This window comes from Marinomonas sp. TI.3.20 (assembly GCF_038155025.1).
In the GTDB taxonomy this organism is placed as follows: domain Bacteria; phylum Pseudomonadota; class Gammaproteobacteria; order Pseudomonadales; family Marinomonadaceae; genus Marinomonas; species Marinomonas flavescens.
The window spans coordinates 77,379-96,171 of the sequence record NZ_JBAKAS010000002.1; the positions used below are offsets into that span (position 1 = coordinate 77,379).

General features: G+C 44.7%; 18 protein-coding genes and 1 riboswitch. Of the genes, 3 read left to right on the forward strand and 15 right to left on the reverse strand.

Annotation, left to right across the window (positions count from 1 at the left end):
- The first annotated feature begins 77 nt into the window (after positions 1–77).
- Positions 78–974 (forward strand): MurR/RpiR family transcriptional regulator, encoded by an 897-nt coding sequence (locus V6259_RS02865; protein ID WP_341583244.1) that lies wholly within the window; start codon positions 78–80, stop codon positions 972–974.
- A gap of 63 nt (positions 975–1,037) precedes the next feature.
- Positions 1,038–2,315, forward strand: coding sequence for a 3-phosphoshikimate 1-carboxyvinyltransferase (gene aroA, locus V6259_RS02870; protein ID WP_133011235.1), 1,278 nt, complete (start codon positions 1,038–1,040; stop codon positions 2,313–2,315).
- A 201-nt stretch (positions 2,316–2,516) separates the two neighbouring features.
- Here aroA and V6259_RS02875 read toward each other — a convergent pair whose 3' ends face one another.
- The 8 genes from V6259_RS02875 to V6259_RS02910 all read right to left on the reverse strand — a co-directional run bounded on the left by V6259_RS02875 (position 2,517) and on the right by V6259_RS02910 (position 10,454).
- Positions 2,517–2,840 (reverse strand): chaperone modulator CbpM, encoded by a 324-nt coding sequence (locus tag V6259_RS02875; protein ID WP_341583245.1) that lies wholly within the window; start codon positions 2,838–2,840, stop codon positions 2,517–2,519.
- Positions 2,841–2,843: 3 nt separating this feature from the next.
- A complete protein-coding gene (locus V6259_RS02880) occupies positions 2,844–3,830 on the reverse strand; it encodes a DnaJ C-terminal domain-containing protein (protein WP_341583246.1) in 987 nt (328 codons plus the stop codon).
- Between the two features lie 300 nt (positions 3,831–4,130).
- Positions 4,131–4,613 (reverse strand): Spy/CpxP family protein refolding chaperone, encoded by a 483-nt coding sequence (locus tag V6259_RS02885; protein WP_133011185.1) that lies wholly within the window; start codon positions 4,611–4,613, stop codon positions 4,131–4,133.
- A 223-nt stretch (positions 4,614–4,836) separates the two neighbouring features.
- On the reverse strand, positions 4,837–6,006 hold the full coding sequence (locus V6259_RS02890; RefSeq protein ID WP_341583247.1) for a methyl-accepting chemotaxis protein: 1,170 nt from the start codon (positions 6,004–6,006) through the stop codon (positions 4,837–4,839).
- Positions 6,007–6,017: 11 nt separating this feature from the next.
- Entirely contained in the window at positions 6,018–7,421 is a 1,404-nt protein-coding gene (locus V6259_RS02895; protein WP_341583248.1) for an APC family permease, read from the reverse strand.
- 37 nt (positions 7,422–7,458) lie between these two features.
- A complete protein-coding gene (locus V6259_RS02900) occupies positions 7,459–8,751 on the reverse strand; it encodes an NAD(P)/FAD-dependent oxidoreductase (protein ID WP_341583249.1) in 1,293 nt (430 codons plus the stop codon).
- Positions 8,752–8,814: 63 nt separating this feature from the next.
- On the reverse strand, positions 8,815–9,234 hold the full coding sequence (locus V6259_RS02905) for a Rid family hydrolase (RefSeq protein WP_341583250.1): 420 nt from the start codon (positions 9,232–9,234) through the stop codon (positions 8,815–8,817).
- A gap of 80 nt (positions 9,235–9,314) precedes the next feature.
- Positions 9,315–10,454, reverse strand: a complete 1,140-nt coding sequence (locus tag V6259_RS02910; protein ID WP_133011180.1) for a tyramine oxidase subunit B — start codon at positions 10,452–10,454, stop codon at positions 9,315–9,317.
- A gap of 234 nt (positions 10,455–10,688) precedes the next feature.
- Here V6259_RS02910 and V6259_RS02915 point away from each other — a divergent pair, with 234 nt between their 5' ends.
- Entirely contained in the window at positions 10,689–11,522 is an 834-nt protein-coding gene (locus tag V6259_RS02915; RefSeq protein WP_341583251.1) for a helix-turn-helix domain-containing protein, read from the forward strand.
- Between the two features lie 526 nt (positions 11,523–12,048).
- Here the strand turns inward: V6259_RS02915 and V6259_RS02920 are convergent.
- The 7 genes from V6259_RS02920 to thiC all read right to left on the reverse strand — a co-directional run bounded on the left by V6259_RS02920 (position 12,049) and on the right by thiC (position 18,431).
- Positions 12,049–12,291 (reverse strand): DUF2164 domain-containing protein, encoded by a 243-nt coding sequence (locus V6259_RS02920; RefSeq protein WP_341583252.1) that lies wholly within the window; start codon positions 12,289–12,291, stop codon positions 12,049–12,051.
- Entirely contained in the window at positions 12,288–12,713 is a 426-nt protein-coding gene (locus tag V6259_RS02925) for a secondary thiamine-phosphate synthase enzyme YjbQ (RefSeq protein WP_341583253.1), read from the reverse strand. Before V6259_RS02925 ends, V6259_RS02920 begins: the two co-directional genes overlap by 4 nt.
- Positions 12,714–12,867: 154 nt before the next feature.
- Positions 12,868–14,031 (reverse strand): 2-iminoacetate synthase ThiH, encoded by a 1,164-nt coding sequence (gene thiH / locus V6259_RS02930; RefSeq protein WP_341583254.1) that lies wholly within the window; start codon positions 14,029–14,031, stop codon positions 12,868–12,870.
- The gene (locus V6259_RS02935) at positions 14,028–14,804 is read right to left on the reverse strand and encodes a thiazole synthase (protein ID WP_276312841.1); all 777 of its coding nucleotides are present in this window, start codon (positions 14,802–14,804) and stop codon (positions 14,028–14,030) included. Before V6259_RS02935 ends, thiH begins: the two co-directional genes overlap by 4 nt.
- Position 14,805: 1 nt before the next feature.
- Positions 14,806–15,015: a sulfur carrier protein ThiS gene (thiS, locus tag V6259_RS02940; protein ID WP_341583255.1), complete on the reverse strand. Its 210-nt coding sequence runs from the start codon at positions 15,013–15,015 to the stop codon at positions 14,806–14,808.
- Positions 15,008–16,450: a thiamine phosphate synthase gene (gene thiE, locus V6259_RS02945; protein WP_341583256.1), complete on the reverse strand. Its 1,443-nt coding sequence runs from the start codon at positions 16,448–16,450 to the stop codon at positions 15,008–15,010. Before thiE ends, thiS begins: the two co-directional genes overlap by 8 nt.
- Positions 16,451–16,463: 13 nt before the next feature.
- Entirely contained in the window at positions 16,464–18,431 is a 1,968-nt protein-coding gene (gene thiC, locus V6259_RS02950) for a phosphomethylpyrimidine synthase ThiC (RefSeq protein ID WP_341583257.1), read from the reverse strand.
- Between the two features lie 189 nt (positions 18,432–18,620).
- A riboswitch (TPP riboswitch) is annotated at positions 18,621–18,725 on the reverse strand.
- Positions 18,726–18,793: the final 68 nt, after the last annotated feature.

Here is an 18,793-nt window from a genome sequence, read left to right on the forward strand (position 1 = left end):
ACTAACTTTGCACGCCCCCTTCCCTGTCGCCGCGTTTTCCTTCATTATTTGTCAACTCGCGAATTAATATGACACTAATGATGCAAGATCAATCGATAGAACAACGAATTAAGCTTATTTACGACCAACTTTCGCCTACTCAGCAAAAGCTGGCTGCCTGTATCCTAAACCATCAGGGGGACATTGCGACCTACTCTGCTACTGAGCTTGCTAAGCTTGCTGATGTTTCTAAATCCGCCGTAACGCGCTTATTACAACGCTTAGGGTACAAGGATTTTACCGAAGTCAAAAAACAGGTACGCGCTGCTCGTCGCTGGGGAGCCCCTATTGCCGAGAAACAACCGGATAATCGTCCGCTGTCGACACTCTTTCAAGATTACGTTACCTGTGATCAGAGCAATATTCGTCGCACCTTAGAGTCGATCAATACAAAAGATTATCAAACGGCTATTCGCTGGATTAGCCTTGCAGAAAAAGTCTACATTATTGGCTATCGAAATAATCACGCCCTTGGTCTACACCTGCGCCAACAGCTCACTCAATGTCGAACTGGAGTGCAACTATTGCCACTACCAGGCCAAACACTGGGCGAAGAAGTGGCCGGTTTCACCAAAGAAGACATCGTGATTATTATGGGAGTGCGACGTCGTCCTTCTTGGCTAAAAAACCTCATGATAAGCTTACGCCAAAAAGGCATTAGGCTGGTTTACATTACTGACCATGCAGATGTTAATCCTCACGAAATTAGCGACTTACATTTCCCTTGTGTCGTCCGTGGCGTTTCTGCCTTTGACTCCTATGCCAGCGTGATGAACCTAATCAGCATGATCGCCAGCAGTGTTTATCAAGAAAGCTATGACAGCGCAAATGAGCGCATCCAAACCATCGAAGCCACCTATCAAACACTCAACGAGTTAGATATGGCGGCGCTAAACAATGGCGCCTTAATCGATAATTTTAGCGAAAACGAATAAGCAAACGGTGAATCACTCACCGTCATAATACGAATATATATAAGAAACCTAACGGACTTTATGATGAACTCAATAACACTTGGCCCTCTTTCCCACGCCAATGGCGAAATCCAAATACCTGGATCTAAAAGCCTTTCAAACCGTATTTTACTACTGTCCACGCTAGCTAAGGGCACCACTAAAATTACAAATTTGCTAGACAGTGACGACATCAAACACATGCTCGCTAGTTTAACAAAGTTAGGGGTTAACTACTCTCTAGAAGACCAAGGCACCACCTGTATATTGGAAGGCCTTGCAGGTCCAATCCAAGCTGACTTTGGCGACTTATTCTTAGGCAATGCAGGTACCGCCATGCGACCATTGACTGCAGCACTTTGCTTAGGACAAGGTGAATTCCACCTTCACGGTGAGCCGCGCATGCACGAGCGCCCAATCGGCGATCTAGTCGATGCGTTGCAAGCACTTGGTGTAGACATTAGCTACGAAGGCGATACCAACTACCCACCACTTTGCATTAAAGCCAATGGTTTATCCGGTGGCGAAGTCTCTATCAAAGGGAATATTTCTAGCCAATTCCTAACCGCCATTCTGATGAGCGCCCCTCTGGCTCAAGGCGACTTAACCATCAAAGTAGACGGTGAATTAGTCTCTAAGCCTTATATCGATATTACACTGCACGCGATGAAGCAATTCGGAGTGGAGGTAGAAAATCAAAATTACCAAGCCTTTGTTGTCAAAGGCCAGCAAACATACCAAAGCCCTGGTGAAATCATGGTGGAAGGCGATGCGTCTTCAGCATCTTACTTCTTAGCGGCCGCAGCCATTGCTGGGGGTAAAATTAAGGTACACGGTGTCGGTACAGACAGCGTACAAGGGGATGTGAAATTTGCCGATGTGTTAGCTCAAATGGGCGCTAAAATCACTTACGGCCCAACTTGGATAGAAGCTGAGCACTGTGAATTAAATGGCGTAGACTTGGATATGAATCACATCCCAGATGCGGCCATGACCATTGCGACAACCGCACTATTTGCTAAAGGCCCTACTACGATCCGCAATATTTATAACTGGCGCGTCAAAGAAACAGATCGCTTATACGCCATGGCAACCGAGCTTAAAAAGCTGGGCGCTGACGTTATTGAAGGGGAAGATTTTATTACCGTTACCCCAGTAGCCAAGCTAAACCATGCTGCGATCGACACCTACAATGATCACCGCATTGCCATGTGTTTCTCACTGGTTGCTTTTTCAGACACCCCAGTCACCATCAATGATCCGGGTTGTACCTCAAAAACCTTCCCGACCTACTTTGAGTTATTCAACACGGTTACTAGCTAAAACGTCATTTGAAATAGAAGACACCGCCTCCCATCTTGTAAGATGAGGCGGTGTCTTATTCATGTAGGTAACATCCCTTACTCCTTTGGCACTGTAGATAATGCCACTGCCCTTTTTTACGGTCTGATATTATCAATAAAAAAGCCCCAGTTTTATACAACCGAGGCTCAGTTCAACATCAATCTATTGGCTTGATTTAACTTAAGGCAGCTGACTTTTCAATACCGCTATGTGATTTTGCAAATCGTCAATTTTATCCAGCAATTCAAGGCTAAGAGCAACACCCGATAAGTTTAGCTCTAACTCATCCATCAATCTTTGCGCACGCTGTAATCTGACCACTGCTTGCGTATTAAAATGCCAAATAGCAGGAGATGGACGCTCGATGGGCTCCACAATACCGTATTCAATCATTTCAATAATGATGTCAGTATGTGAACCACATCGCTCACAGACTTCCTCTAAAGTGAATAGCCTATGCTCGCTTAGAGTAGACTCGATAACCACTATCTCTGACTTAGACATAATCTACCCCTCGAAAACATGGCGTGGGTTAAAATCAGCTTCACATTCAGATAACTTCTGATAAAGCGCTTCTGCCTCACTACTGTGTGAAGTTGGCAAGCTAACTTGTAGTGTAACAATTTGATCGCCTGCTTTTTCACCTGTTTTGCCAACCAAGCCTTTGCCTTTAATGCGCAGCTTGTTACCACTGTTGGCGCCTTTAGGCACTTTCAATTTCACCTTACCACTGATAGTAGGTGCTTCTACTGACGTACCCAGCGCGGCTTCCCAACAACTAATAGGCAAAGTAAGTAAAATATTTTTTCCATCTACAGCAAAATAAGGGTGCGGAGCAAATTCAATCTCAAGCAGTAAATCACCTGCTTTACCTTCACCAACACCCGCTTCGCCCTGTCCAGCCAAACGAATATGCTGACCCTGCATCACGCCTGCAGGAATTTTAACATTGAGTACTTTATCACGCTGTCTTATAAAACCATTTTCATCTGGTTCAGAAACCCGCAAAGATAATTGTCGCTGGCAACCTTCGTAGGCTTCTTCTAAAAACAGGGCGATTTTATGGTGTATATCGCGCCCGCGATGATTGGCCGAATGGTGACTTTGAGAACGATGAGTTGAACCACCGGCCTGATGAAAACCACCACCTTGAGCGCCAAAAATTGAATCGAAGAAATCACTAAAGTCGCCACTCCCTCCTGGACCAAACCCGCCATTATCAGCGTGAGCATTCTGCCAATTTGGCGGTGGTCTAAATCCACCATCTGCCTGACGTGTCCCTTGCTGACGCAACATATCGTATTCAGCTCGTTTTTCGGCGTCTTTTAATACGGTATAAGCTTCACCAACTTCTTTAAAATGCTGTTCAGCATCTTTTTCTTTGCTGACATCGGGATGATATTTTCGAGCGAGTTTTCGATAGCTCGATTTTATCGTCGAGACATCAGCTTGCTCAGGCACACCCAAAATTTTGTAATAGTCTTTAAACTCCATAATGTCTCTCTTTCATAAAAAGAACCCCTGTTACGGCTTTAAGGAAGATATAAATAAATTACTACTATTAGCATACTCTTTTGCTCGGCTTGCGCTGTCTAATATTCACACAAGATTGATCTAGATCGTCCTTACAGGAAACATAATGCGAATTGTATGACATGGATCGTCTCTGCTTTGGCATTAAAAAAGCCCCAGTTTTTTTTCAAACTGAGGCAATACTCTCAACAACAATCGAATAATGTATTTAAATCTGACTCAATTAAGCTATTTTAAGAAACATAGCTTAAAGCTATAAAATCAACTTTCTTTGGGTGGCTTAGGTGCTTGTTTTCCGTAATTCTCTAACTTCTTAATTTGATCTGGAGTCAATAATGCATACAACTCAGCACGGCTTTTCGCGTATTGAATGGTTAATTGCTTAGTAAGATCGGCGCTTTTCTCGGCTAATTTATCCACTTGCTTCATGTACGTTTTATCTTTTGGGGATAGCGCATTCAACGCATGACGATTTTCACCTAGCTGCATTTGCATAGTGCGGATTTTTTCGCCATCTACTTTAAACAATGAAGAGACCTTCTTTTCAGTCACCGCATTCAAATCTAATTTTTTGGCCATATCGGCGGCCATGCTATCCGCAATTTGTTGACTCGTTGCTGCGGTGGTATGAGCTTTTGGCAATGATGATTGGGTGTCTGCAAGTGCATTGGTGGCCACTCCCGACAGAATAACGGCACTTAACCCAACAACACTTAGTATTCCTGCTTTTTTGCGATTCAGCATAATAATTCTTTAAGCCCCTTCTCAACTGATTTATTAGATTTCATTATGGCGATAAATTCGCCAAACAATACCAAAGAGAGAGGAATAAGATGCCAAACTTGTCATCAAAACGTAAAAGAAAAGTCGTCATTACAATGTAATTTAGTAAAGTCCGAAGCAACGCTCAAGAGTGTCATACAAAAATACATATCTATCCACGTAGTGAAGGGGGGCGTTTTTTTGATCAAATGTTTTTGAATAAATACTGCAAAAGCGTATGCATAAAGTCATGGATGGCCAGTACATGGTTCATCATTTCACGATCAATTTGAACTAATTGAGCAATGTCAGATTTCGGTATCCGGCAAAGCTCTTGAGCCAGTTGATTCAACAAGTCCATCTCATTTGCAATACTCAGATAGCTAGGTTGAGAGCGAAAGTTAAATTCATTGTCAGTGCCATGGTAGTACCAATCTGCAAACTTCGTTGTTTTAACATCCAAATTTTGCGCAGATAAATCCCCTTTTGAAACAGCCAAAACCACTTCTGTTTGCCATTTATTCAACTCAAGAACAGCAGAGGACATATGAGCAAAACCCATCGATTGATAACCGGATTCCATAAGCATAGCGATATTACTCGCGGTGTTTTGAAAAGAGGCCGCCAACGCTGAGCTAGAATCACTGACCTTTTGAGATGAACAATGAAGCAATTCAATTTGCCCACAGACTAAGGTTGTTCTTTCGTCAATACGCTGGACTAAAGCTGAAATATTTTCACTAGATTCCCTAGTCTTATTTGCCAACGACCTAACCTCATCAGCGACGACCGCAAAACCACGTCCATGTTCCCCTGCTCGTGCTGCTTCAATAGCGGCGTTCAACGCAAGTAAATTAGTTTGTGCAGAAATACTTTGTATCGTATCAATAAAACCTTTTATGTCAGCGGCAATGCCTTTAAGCTCGTTCATATCTTGCAAACTAAGACGTGTTTGTAAGGCGATGTCAGACATATCTTTTGTTAATGTAACAATCCCTTGTTTGTTTTTCTCAATATCGCCATTCGTCCCTTCAGACGCGCTCATCGGATCAAACAAACGTTCTGAAATTTCATTAATGGTGTCTAATACAGGGCCTAAAACAGCTTGCTTCGCATCAAGAAATTGTTCTGAATAACTATTGGTTGGTGGTAAATTTTGTTGTTCAAGCGCCTGCACTACACTTTTTTCTCTTAGCGAAAACACCTCTTCTTCTAGCAAGCGTTTTTCTTTTTTAACGGCCATTAATTCATTTTCTAGCAACTTAATTCGTTTCGTTCCAAACAGCATAATCATCCTTAGTGTTGAATACTCGCCAGAGCGCATACAAAAGCTAGCCGCCAGCGACTCATCATTTAAGCTGGCGGCGACTCTCAAAATTCGACTCTTTAATCCATGTCTGCTTCAAACAAATCTCGTTTCATATAAAATTTCACCCACACAGCAGCAATCAAACAAATCACACTCAGCATGCCACCAGCAATACTGTAGACCGTTTGCGTCATTTCAGGAGAGGGTGAGTTGTTCAGCGCTACATACACCATGGCTGCAATACCGAGAATCTGAGGCAGCGGATAAAACGGTGTCTTGTATGGGCGTTGATGCTTTGGCATGCGCATACGTAATACAATGACATCCACATGAGCAATGATATAAGCCAATAAGTAGCTAGTCGTCGCGGCAATGACCAAGACGATCAGTGAATCAATACCAAGCGCTACAAAAGGAATAGATGACAACACGGCCATCATCACAATTCCAACCCAAGGCGTGTTGAAACGGTTCGTTGCTTTTAACACTGGAAAGGCTTGTTTATCTTTAGCCATGCCATGCAACATACGCGGTAAAGCCGCTAAAATAGTATTGATGGTACTGCATGTTGCCGCCAGTCCCATAATAGTCGCAATGAACAAACCCGCTTTGCCAAACACCGCGTTCGAGTAATCTAAATACGGAATGGGTGATCCCAATAAAGTTTCCGTATTGAGATATAAACTCGCACCATATACGAACAAGGCAAATATTCCAAAGATGGCAAATAACGACAACTGCATGGCTTTGGGGATATTTTTCACTGGGTCTTTTACCTCATTAATCATTGGGCAAATATATTCAGCGCCAACAAATAACCACATTGCCAGAGCAATAAGCCCGATAAAACTACCATCGACAACGCCATCAAATCCCCAGCTAACATGGGTGCCTGAAACAACAGCATGAGGCTGATCTATCCCGGTAATGGCCACTAGCCCGAGAATAATTAGCGCACTTACAAGAATGAATGCCAGCACATTCTGTACCTTGGCAAATACATCCGCTCCGACCAAATTTGTAATAGTCAGCACAACAAGAATTGCTAAAGGGATGACTTTTTCTGGGAACACGCCGGGCAATAGCTCACCTACCATGGCATCGACCAAAAACATTTCTACCGGTATTGCTAAGCAAGCCACAACAACATAACCGGCAAACACAGCAACAATCGCTGGAAAATGACCAATTGCCTTTTGGGTATAAGTGGCCAATGTCCCTTCTTGAGGAAACATCAACGACAATTCCGCAAAACTCATGGCATTACACTGAGAAATCAACAGTGCTGCCATCATGGCGAATAGAAAGGTGGTTCCACCCATCCCTACTCCTTGTAAACCAGAGATCATCGCTCCCTGTACAATAACCAAGCCGATACAGATCGACATCATGGTCAATAACCCAATCTTTTTCGAGCTTGAGTTTAGTAAGGCATTACTGCTCGCCATTTTTGCGTTTTGTGTCACGGTAAGGTCACTCATAATAATGTTCCTTTTCAATGAATAGAAATTAGCTATTTCAGAACCGATCAAATCGATAAGGGCTTGGGTCAATAAGAGGAGCAGCATTGGATACAAGGTCCGCGGCCAATTGTCCGGCAGCAGGTCCAGTACCGAAACCATGTCCTGAAAAACCCGTTGCGAGCGTCAGTCCTGGCATTGCTTTTACATGATCGATAACAGGATTTGAGTCAGGAGTGATGTCAATCAGACCTGCCCAGGCTTCCGCCAACTCCGCATTATTAAAAATGGGCCAAGCATCACGAAGGTTCGTCATCGCTTCATGGTTGAGCGCGGGGTTTACTGCAGGGTTCATGGTACGAATACGCTCAAATGGGCTAACACTGTCCGCTTTCCAGCGGCGTTTCAGCGCCAAATCTTTAAAGAAATAACGCCCCATTGATACACGTAAAAAACGTCGTTGAGCACGCAACTGCGCTAAGTAACGCCATCCCACAGTGAAATGGTCTAGCGTAATAGGCGCATCTAATGCCCCACGCTGAGTGACGATAAAGCCACCATCTTGATGTTTTCTAAAAGAGAAATCCGGTGCACCCACGGCAATATCCGTTGGACCTTCCATCGGCTTGGTACGCATAACAGAGCAAATTACTGGCAGAGTCGGTAACGAGATACCATGATTCCCTAAAAAGCGTCGCGACCACGCACCACTCGCTAGCAACACTTGTTCACAGCGGATTTCCCCTTTTTCTGTGACCACACCACTCACCTTTCCTCCAGAAGTCGACAACATGCGAACGGCGCAGTGCTGGATGATAATGGCACCCTTTTCAATCGCCGCTTTGGCCATCATAGGAACAGCATCAGAAGGCTCGGCTCGACCATCAGAGCCGGTATAAATACCCCCCACCCAATCCCCTTTTCCACCTGGAACGCGTTGATCAACTTGTGCGGAGCTTAATAAAGTAGAATCAAGGTCAAACGACTTCACCGAGTTTAGCCACGCTTCATGAGTTGCCATTTGCTCATCGTCTTTGGCAAGAAACATAATCCCTGCTTGTTGGTAACCTAATGAATGACCCACACGCTCTGGCATTTCGGACCACAAGCGATCTGCGGCCATCGCCAATGGAATATCTGCCGCATGCCGGCTGGTTTTACGCACCCAACCTAAATTTCGCGAAGACTGCTCACCCGCCACATGGCCTTTTTCAATCAATACAACTGGAATATTGCGCTCGGCTAACGTCAGTGCCGCGGACACCCCCACAATACCGCCGCCAATAATCACCACCGTCGTCGCTGCAGGGAGTTCATCTGTCGTATTGAATCTATCGAGTGTTTTTGTCATACCCTTGCCCTATCCATTACTTAATGCCCAGAGCCATTCGGCCCAATCATGACGGAATGCCGCTTAAGACAGCTGTCTCGTTTCAAGCTCTGCTGTGGCGGCACCACGATACGCAGTCACCTCCAATTCAACCTTATATTCGCTGGAACCTAATGGTGGCGATGTTACCGTCGTAGCAGGGTCAATGCCTTTAAACTTAGTGCCGATAAAGTCCATCACTGCCATGGTGTCCGCAGGATTCTGAATAAAGACTCGAGACATCACAACGTCGCCTAAACAGGCCTCTACCGACGCTAACGCCGCTTCAATGTTGTCGAACACTTGTTGAGTTTGTTGCAGTAAATCGTCTGGAATTTCTTTGCTGACAGGATTGCGGCCCGCTGTATTGGAGACATAAATCCAATTATCAACGGCTACAAGTCGGGAATAGCTCGCGGACTCTTCGAATTTAGAGCCCGTTTTTAGTTTTATAATTTTCGCCATGGGGTTACCTAATAAGTTAAATAAGAATGATCTGAAGAGCACAAAACACACTTAATGCACTCTTCCATTGCACGATGAAATTAACGAAGTTCTGGGGTATCCCAGAGATTCAATTTCACACCAATATTCTTCTCTAACGCATTACGATAAATTTTAGTGGCCCATGCCACGTCTTCCGTTGGCAACCCACCGACAGACAAGATGATAATTTCTTCGTCATTTAAACGCCCCGGCGCAGCACCAGCCGCTATGGCTCCTAGGTCTTCAAGGCTGTCTTTACTCATTAATCCCTCTTCGACCATATCTAGAAAGCGACAGCCGATGATAGGAATGTACATATGAGATGGCTTTGGCGCTTCTTCATACCAAGCGTCGTATAGACCTGGGTTGTCGAGAATTTTACGTACATCGTCTTTTTCAAGATCTTCGTCTAATCGGCAATAAGCAGGCATAGAAATATACGCCCCTGATTTCACCCACTCTCGCTTCACTATCGGGTAAGTCGACACATCCCCTGTTTCACCTGAGTTACAGTAAGTGACTATGTCTGAATCACGCACCACCTCTTCAAGGGTATCCACCACTTGTACATTGGTGATTTGTGGAAAAGTGACATTTACCCAGGTTAAAAAGTCATCCAAACTCTTCTGGCCACGCCCTTTTACTTTTAAGGTATCAATATTCGGACATACCGCCATAAACGCAGCAACCGACGTTTTTCCCATAACGCCAGGCCCTAATAGACCAATAACCTTTGAGTTTTTACGTGCTAAATGACGCGCTCCCACACCTGGAACGGCTCCTGTGCGATAGGCCGATAATAAATTGGCAGACATATGGGCCAAGGGTGCGCCAGTATCGACATCGTTTAGTGTCATCATCAAAATGGAGCGTGGTAAACCCCTTTCACGATTTGCTATGTTTGAGCCATACCACTTCACGCCACATGTTTGGTAATCGCCCCCTAGATACGCCGGCATCGCCATTAAGCGACGATCTGGCGTATGATGAGGCATGTTAGGAATGTCAGATGTCTCAGGGAATGTCACCATAGCGCCATGGGAATCATTGTTGGCTCCAGCCATCCGATAGTCACCCTTATAAAGCAGAGCAAACATCTCTTCCATGGTGTCGACGCAAGTCGGCATATCGGTTACGCCCGCCTTGATCATGTCTTGTTCAGAAAGATAGATAAAATCGATTTTTGTATTGTCAGACATAGCATCACCCAAAATATAAAATTGAATAAAATTCTGCTAATTCGAAAATTACTTTTTAGAAACTTAACAAGCTCTATAAAATAAAAATGAATGTTTAGCAGGAATTTCGATATTAGTAATACCGATTTATTTCGTATTGTATTTTTGGGACAATAAGACTATAAATATTACCAAAATAATATTGGCACTTAATTTGCTTTATGTAATAGATTACATAAATATCAGGTTATACGTATGTCTACTCATGAATTGTTATCCAATTTAAAAAGCATTCGTTCTAAACAACCTTGGATGGTACTCAGTGCTGCACAAAAGTTTTCCCTTTCGAATGCTCGCAATGCATCTATCTCACATTTTTACAGCTTTGAGGTGAAAGACGATGATGAGGCTATTTTTGCGATTCCTGACGGCTGTGTAGATATTCTTTTTGATTGCGACAGCAGCCGGCCAAGCGCCAAGGTATATGGCACGCCACTGGAAGCCACCAGCATACCATTCAATCGCGGTCATCGTTATTTTGGGGTGCGTTTTTCTGCCGGCATAATGCCGGATTTTCTAGCCACGTCGGCACAAGAACTGGTCTGCAACGAACACACCCTAAATGAAATAAATCCCAATATAAATCAATTATTTGAACAAGTAATAAACACAGAATGCTTCACTGAACAAGTCGCCTATTTTGAACAATTCTACGGGCACCAAGAAGCACGAAAATGCTCAGCAACTACGTACCAAGTAATGAAAAGTATTTATCAGCATAACGGCAATATAAAAATACAAGATATGGAAACACTAACCGGCTACACAAGACGTACTATCCAACGCTTATTCATTGATGACATTGGCGTATCACCGAAGCTTTTTAGTCGCATCGTACGCTGCCAGTCTGCGGTTTATAATATCAATCACAGCGACCACCTTGAGCTTTCAAATTTAGCCTTTGATCTAGGTTTTAGCGACCAGTCTCACTTTCAAAAAGAGTTCAAGAAGCTGGTTAGCACCACACCTTTACTATATAAAAACAGTGTAAAACATGATGACTATATTAATAAACTTCATTATTTATGATCCAAACTAGAGCATAATTTATTTACACATAACAAAATAGTGCATGAAAAATTTAAAGCATAAAAAAGTATTAAATAATATTGATCAATTTAAATTGATTTTTTCAATTTTAAATTGCATTGGAATTCACTCTCATCTAGATTTAAAAAAAGTGATGTGATTTATTATCTTAATTTAGAAGAATTTAAAATCATTTGATTGTACTTTATATAAAAAAGCCCCAGCCTTTGACAACTGGGGCAACACTCAACAACTATCAATGAAAAATTGGAGCTCTAATATCCTTACTGGTATGAAAACCTGCATCATCTTCAGATTTTCACACTTACTTCCACATCGCCTAGGCTGCCCAAAGGGAACAAAGAACAACCCCTACAACATGGATTCAGTATAAGAGTTTTTTTGTCAATGTATGTCAGTGCGCTGAAACTGCTTAGTAAATCTTGTCAGACTGCTGTCAGGAATCATTCTTTATTCGTGGCTTATCACCCAACAACCCTATTTATAACAGACACTTAGCCGGCTATTACGTCGGAAGTTCTAGTTCATAAAGAGCATCATGAACAGTTTCCATCTTTTCTTGCATCACTTGCTGAGCGTCCCTCAGGCCTTTGTTATAATAAGTGGCAGAAAAATTATCAGTGATGAAATCCAATAGAAATTCGGCATCAAAGGCCCCAACACTCAGGTCAAACTCTTGTTCTAAATAAGATTTTAATTGGTCAGTCATCTTGACCTTATCCGCCTCATCTAGCGTTAATTTACTCATAACCTCTCTCCGTTAAGGGTAATAATAAGCGAGCGTTCGCTCCCTTGGTCTCGATGCTCTCCTAAATAAATGCCTTGCCAAAGCCCCATGTTGAGCTGGCCATTACTAATCGGTATCTGCACGCTTGTACCAAGCAAACTGCTTTTTATATGGGCGGGTAAATCGTCATCACCTTCGTAATTATGACGGTAATAGGGCTCACCTTCTCGCACTGTCCGGTTGAAATAGCTTTCGAAATCCTCGCGCACGGTAACATCCGCGTTTTCGTTTATCGTCAGTGAGGCAGATGTGTGTTGAATAAAGACATGGCACAAGCCGATTTTTATCGTCCGTAGCTCAGGTAAAGCGCGGATAATATCGTCTGTAATGAGGTGAAAACCTCTTGGCTTTCTTGGCAGTGTAAGCTCTTTTTGATACCACATAGTACACCTTGCTGATGATGATTTAAGACAAAAAAACCCATGCTCAGCCGCTGATTCGTGACTGCACATGGGGCTATCCTATACTATCCAGAAGCATGAATAAAAATACGCTTTATTTAATCATCCAGACTCAACGATTTAATGGCTCAATAACTTAATGACTCAATGCTGGGTCCCAATCTTTCCAGATGACTTCACGCCCTTGGCGGCGGATCATCTCTGCGATGTCGTCCACCGATCGCTCATCACTGATCTCAAATTGCTCCAACGCTTGTGGAGCGTCTTCTGCATACCCCCCTGGTTGGGTTTTGGATTCAGCACTCATGGTCGTAAAGCCCATCCGCACCGCATGATCTCGAAACTCAGCCGACTCTCGCGTGGATAGACTCATTTCAAGATCCGCATCAAATAAACGCCACGCCGCAATCAATTGCACCAGCTGACGATCAGAAATCACTGATTTAGGCACTATGCCACCAGCACAAGGGCGAATACGAGGAAACGCTACGCTAAAACGACTGCGCCAATAACGCTTTTGCAAGTGACGTAAATGCTTGGCCATCATGATCGAGTCGGTACGCCAGTCTTCTAATCCTAATAAAACACCTAAGCCAATTTTATGAATACCAGCCTGACCGATGCGATCTGGGGCATCGAGACGATAATTAAAATCGGACTTATTGCCGCGTAAATGATGCTCTAAATAGGTTTGTCGCCGGTATGTTTCTTGATAGACCAACACCGCATCTAAGCCAATACCTTGCAGGGTTTTATATTCTTCAGATTCTAGCGGCTGCACTTCCATAGAGAGCTGACTAAAGTGCGGCTTAATCAAGGGAATCATGCGCTCGAAATACGGCATCGATACCTTATTCGTTTCTCCCGTGACCAACAAAATACTGTCAAAACCTTTGCCTTTGATCGCCGTCATTTCTTTGGCGATATGCCCTTCGTTTAAGGTCAGTCGCTTAATCGCATTGCTCATGGAAAAACCACAATAGGTGCATTCATTCGCGCAGGTATTCGACAGGTATAAAGGGGCAAATAAGCTCACTGTGTTACCAAAACGCTGTTTCGTCAGTTGCTCCGATTTTGCCAGCATTTGCATTAAATAAGGCTCTGCTGCAGGCGAAATAAGCGCCGCGAAGTCATTAATGTCCAAGCGTTTCTTAGCCAATGCAAGTTTAACGTCCTGATCGTTTATTGACTCATGCAAACGGCTGGTCTGCTGCCAAGACTGCGCGGCCAACACAGCACTAAATTGCCCTTCGACCTCAGGACTCTGCGGGCAAATATGAAGTGTTTTAGCGGTACTCATGACAAGCTACCAACAAAATCTGTGAAAGGGCTAGACGCTTGCGCCTGCTGACGCTTTTCACCCAAGCCAGATTCATACGCCAAGCGCCCTGCTTCTACCGCCATTTTAAAGGCCAAACTCATTTGCGCAGGATCTTGCGCCACGGCCATTGCGGTATTCACCAGCACCGCATCGGCGCCCATTTCTAACGCTAAGGCCGCATCCGATGGTGCTCCGATACCCGCATCCACAATCACGGGCACCTGACTCTGCTCAATAATAATTTCCAAAAAGGGTTTGCTCGCCAAGCCCATATTAGAACCAATAGGCGACCCGAGTGGCATCACACATTGGCAACCGACTTCTTCCAAACGTTTACATAACACTGGATCGGCATGCACATAGGGCATCACTATAAAGCCCTGCTTGACGAGTTCTTCTGCGGCGGCCAAGGTTTCAATCGCATCAGGCATTAAATACCTAGGATCAGGATGAATCTCTAACTTAACCCAGTTAGTCTCCAATGCTTCACGCGCCAATTGGGCGGCAAACACCGCCTCTTTTGCAGTGCGAGCACCTGAGGTATTGGGCAGTAACTTAATGCCATGCTGCTGCAATGGCTGAAGAATATTGTCACTTTGGTGTTTTAAATCCATACGACGTAACGACAAGGTAACCAGCTCACTGCCACTGGCATTGATCGATGCCATCATCGCCTCGGCGCTGGCGTATTTACCGGTACCGGTAAATAATCGTGATTGAAATTCATGACCTGCAATCATTAAAGATGACACGTTAACCTCCTGCAATAGATTCAAAAATAAACACATTCATATTGTCTTCAAGCAGGGTCGTGGCCCATACGCTTTTAGGCACCACGGCGTGATTGATCGCCACCGCAATGCCTTGAGACGGTTTCTCAAGTTGTTGCAATAAATCCGCTAGCGTCTTGCCAACACAAGACATTGGGCTGTCATTCACATAAAGCGTGATTTCGTTACTCATCAAGAAGCGCCTTTTCGGTTTGATACACAGACAATAGATCGCGCGTGGCTTGCTCTGGGTTCAGAGCTTTCGTAATCGCGGTCACCAAAGCGACACTGTCGACCCCTGTTTTCAGTACAGGAGCCACACGCTCGGCACTGATACCGCCAATAGCAACCGTCGGATAAACACCTTTGAGCAAGGCAGCATAGAGTGCTAACCGTGTCAGCCCTTGTGGCTGTGATGGCATGTCTTTGGTTTGCGTAGGAAAAATATGACCCAGCGCGATGTAACTGGGGTTGATCTTCATCGCGTTGGCAATTTCAAAATAGCCGTGGGTGCTGATACCCAGCGCCAGTCCCGCTTGGCTAATGGCCGCCAAGTCAGCAACCTCTAAGTCTTCTTGCCCAAGATGAATACCAAAAGCACCGTGTTCAATGGCCTTTTGCCAGTAGTCATTAATAAACACCTGAGCCTGATAACGCTGACCAAGAGCCACCGCATTTTTAATTTGGCTGTCTAATGTCGACGTACTAGGGTCTTTAATACGCAGTTGAGCCGTGGTGGCGCCATTTTCTAGTACCAATTCCAACCACGCTAAAGAATCGACCACCGGGTATAAGCCAAATTTCTGTTTATCGATCGTGGCAAACGTTAGCCTACTCGCGGTGGTTTTAGATTCGACGACGCCTGCTTGGCCGTCGCTTAACTCAGTCACGGTCGGTAAGTACTGAGTTTGATTAGGCCAGCCAGTATGACCATCAAGATCACTGGCCAAATAGGTTTGTGCCATGGTAGTGGCATCCAGCTCGTCGTAACCATGACCTAAAAAACAAGCCATTGAAAACGCTCGGCGGTAGGATTGCGCCTGTGTTAAAGCAACAGAATCGCAGGCAAACGAAAAATCGTACATTTTCTGCTTCGTCACATACCACACCGATGAATCCTGCTCATCGGTCAACAGCCACACAGCGTCAGAGACTGCAAACCAAGGCGCCAACGCGGCATGAACATCTGCTACAGACGTCGTATCGTGACAATCTATTAAGCAATCAAGCTGACGCTTCGGCGCTAGAACGACATCCGTACTGGTGAGTAACTCGCTCAAAAAGCGCTGACCGTTCACATTGCTATCAAGGTCAGCATTGAGCACCACAATCACTGACGGCAATAACGCCTTGATATGCTGAAGCCATTTAGCGCAGCACACCATCAATTCGTTGGATGGCAGTGCATGCAGATAAATGACATCGGCCATAGATTGATCAAGCAGCGTTTGCCATTGGTCATCGAACTCGACAAATGAGCAGGGGCAAGTGGACGCGCCTGCTTGCTGATAACTGTCGATATACTTCACAACACACGGTAAGTGCTCGGCAATCGACACAGATAAGGCAAACGAGCCAGTGCGAGATTGACGTGCGCCAACCTGCCAAATAACGGGAAGTTTATTCATGTTATCTCTCAACCTAAGCCAGCTTGTCTGTGGTCAACTTGTCTGTTGTTAACTTGTCTGTGGTCAAATAGACATCACTGCCCAACTCACGAAACTGCTCAGACATTTTCTGCATACCCTCTTCGGCATCTTGCTGTGCCGCTGCCGCTTGATCTTCTAAGCCTTTGGCATACTCACGTACTTCTTGAGTGATTTTCATAGAGCAGAATTTCGGACCACACATAGAGCAAAAATGCGCGACTTTACCAGACGCCTGAGGCAAGGTTTCATCGTGATAAGCGCGCGCTGTGTCTGGGTCAAACGCAAGATTAAATTGGTCTTCCCAGCGGAACTCAAAACGCGCCTTCGATAACGCATTGTCACGTACTTGAGCGCCGGGGTGACCTTTAGCTAAATCCGCGGCATGGGCGGCGATTTTGTAGGTAATCAAACCTTCTTTAACGTCTTCTTTATTCGGTAAACCCAAATGCTCTTTGGGCGTCACGTAGCACAGCATGGCACAGCCATACCAACCAATTTGCGCGGCGCCTATGCCAGAGGTAATGTGATCGTAACCCGGTGCAATATCTTGAGTGAGCGGCCCTAAGGTATAAAATGGCGCTTCATGACAATGCTCCAATTGCTCAGTCATGTTCTCTTTGATCAACTGCATTGGCACATGACCAGGGCCTTCGATCATCACTTGCACATCGTATTCCCATGCCACTTTCGTCAACTCACCTAGAGTGCGCAGTTCTGACATTTGTGCTTCGTCGTTAGCGTCCATAATCGAACCGGGGCGTAAGCCATCGCCCAACGAAAGTGACACATCGTAGGCGGCGCAGATTTCACAAATATCGCGAAAACGCTCATACAAGAAGCTCTCTTGATGGTGAGCCAAGCACCATTTCGCCATGATGGAACCACCACGAGACACTATGCCGGTTAAGCGCTTTGCCGTCATAGGTACAAAACGCAGTAACACACCGGCATGAATGGTGAAATAATCCACGCCTTGTTCAGCCTGCTCGATTAAGGTGTCTTTAAAGACTTCCCAATTAAGCGCTTCAGCCACGCCGTTCACTTTTTCTAACGCTTGGTAAATCGGCACAGTACCAATGGGCACTGGAGAATTACGCAAGATCCATTCGCGGGTTTCATGGATGTTTTTACCGGTGGACAAATCCATCACGGTATCAGCACCCCAACGGGTTGACCAAACCAACTTTTCGACCTCTTCTTCAATGGAAGATGTCACCGCTGAATTACCAATGTTGGCGTTCACTTTTACCAAAAAGTTACGCCCAATGATCATAGGTTCGCTTTCTGGGTGATTAATATTGGCAGGAATAATAGCGCGGCCAGCGGCCACTTCATCGCGGACAAATTCTGGCGTAATGCGCGTTTGGATATTGGCGCCAAAGCTTTGCCCAGGATGCTGCTTGCGTAATAACTCACTTTTTATGGCGTCTAAATTTTGATTTTCACGCAGCGCAATGTATTCCATTTCAGGGGTAACTATGCCTTTTCTAGCGTAATGCATTTGCGTCACACATTGGCCTTCGCGGGCTTTTCGTACTGTCAGTAAGTTTTGAAAACGCAGGGATTCAAGGGCAATATCCGTTAATCGCGCTTGAGCAAATTCTGACGACACATGGGGTAATGTTATGGTGTCTTGACGGCGTTCAATCCAAGGCGCACGCATAGCCGCCAAGCCTTGGTGCACATCTATATTGGCTTCTGGGTCTGCATAAGGACCTGAGCAGTCGTACACGTAAATCGCTTCATTAGGTTCGAAGGTCAAATTATCTGGATCTGAACCGATTGGCGTATCCGTCAGATTGATTTTGCGCATTGGCACGCGAATCGACTCTTCTGACCCCGTCAGATAAATACGCTCAGACGCAGGAAAAGGCCTTGCTTGTAGGGATTCGATAAAAGTTTTGGCATCAAGACGCGCTTGATCTCGGGTTTTTTTAGTGATTTTTTGTGAGGTTGACATAAGCAGTTCCTACTATGAAAAAATAGAGAATTGCTTGTCTGGGTGCTCGATTACGACAAAAAATACCCATTATTAACGGGATTTAGTTCGCAAAAAAGATGAGCCCTGTGGAGGTATTAAAAGATGATGAAAATAACGTGACATCAAATTAACAACCTTCACAGGAGTTCATTTGATGCAGATAAGAAAAATAGAGACTTTCTTGTTTCCTACGCGGGTGTTAACCCGATCAGGTTCTGCGGATCCCGCACTTAATGATGCGATCTCAGCCAAATGGCACTCCGACAAGTGCCAACGAGTATACCCAGTCTTTCTCTAATGTAAACACTCAGCGCCCACATTAGAGTCGACCAGATATTCAG

Excerpts from the sequence above, each read along its gene's own strand:
- V6259_RS02865 (WP_341583244.1), top strand. The coding sequence starts at position 78 with ATGATGCAAGATCAATCGATAGAACAACGAATTAAGCTTATTTACGAC.
- aroA (WP_133011235.1), top strand. The coding sequence starts at position 1,038 with ATGAACTCAATAACACTTGGCCCTCTTTCCCACGCCAATGGCGAAATC.
- V6259_RS02875 (WP_341583245.1), bottom strand. The coding sequence starts at position 2,840 with ATGTCTAAGTCAGAGATAGTGGTTATCGAGTCTACTCTAAGCGAGCAT.
- V6259_RS02880 (WP_341583246.1), bottom strand. The coding sequence starts at position 3,830 with ATGGAGTTTAAAGACTATTACAAAATTTTGGGTGTGCCTGAGCAAGCT.
- V6259_RS02885 (WP_133011185.1), bottom strand. The coding sequence starts at position 4,613 with ATGCTGAATCGCAAAAAAGCAGGAATACTAAGTGTTGTTGGGTTAAGT.
- V6259_RS02895 (WP_341583248.1), bottom strand. The coding sequence starts at position 7,421 with ATGAGTGACCTTACCGTGACACAAAACGCAAAAATGGCGAGCAGTAAT.
- V6259_RS02900 (WP_341583249.1), bottom strand. The coding sequence starts at position 8,751 with ATGACAAAAACACTCGATAGATTCAATACGACAGATGAACTCCCTGCA.
- V6259_RS02905 (WP_341583250.1), bottom strand. The coding sequence starts at position 9,234 with ATGGCGAAAATTATAAAACTAAAAACGGGCTCTAAATTCGAAGAGTCC.
- V6259_RS02910 (WP_133011180.1), bottom strand. The coding sequence starts at position 10,454 with ATGTCTGACAATACAAAAATCGATTTTATCTATCTTTCTGAACAAGAC.
- V6259_RS02915 (WP_341583251.1), top strand. The coding sequence starts at position 10,689 with ATGTCTACTCATGAATTGTTATCCAATTTAAAAAGCATTCGTTCTAAA.
- V6259_RS02920 (WP_341583252.1), bottom strand. The coding sequence starts at position 12,291 with ATGAGTAAATTAACGCTAGATGAGGCGGATAAGGTCAAGATGACTGAC.
- V6259_RS02925 (WP_341583253.1), bottom strand. The coding sequence starts at position 12,713 with ATGTGGTATCAAAAAGAGCTTACACTGCCAAGAAAGCCAAGAGGTTTT.
- thiH (WP_341583254.1), bottom strand. The coding sequence starts at position 14,031 with ATGAGTACCGCTAAAACACTTCATATTTGCCCGCAGAGTCCTGAGGTC.
- thiS (WP_341583255.1), bottom strand. The coding sequence starts at position 15,015 with ATGAGTAACGAAATCACGCTTTATGTGAATGACAGCCCAATGTCTTGT.
- thiE (WP_341583256.1), bottom strand. The coding sequence starts at position 16,450 with ATGAATAAACTTCCCGTTATTTGGCAGGTTGGCGCACGTCAATCTCGC.
- thiC (WP_341583257.1), bottom strand. The coding sequence starts at position 18,431 with ATGTCAACCTCACAAAAAATCACTAAAAAAACCCGAGATCAAGCGCGT.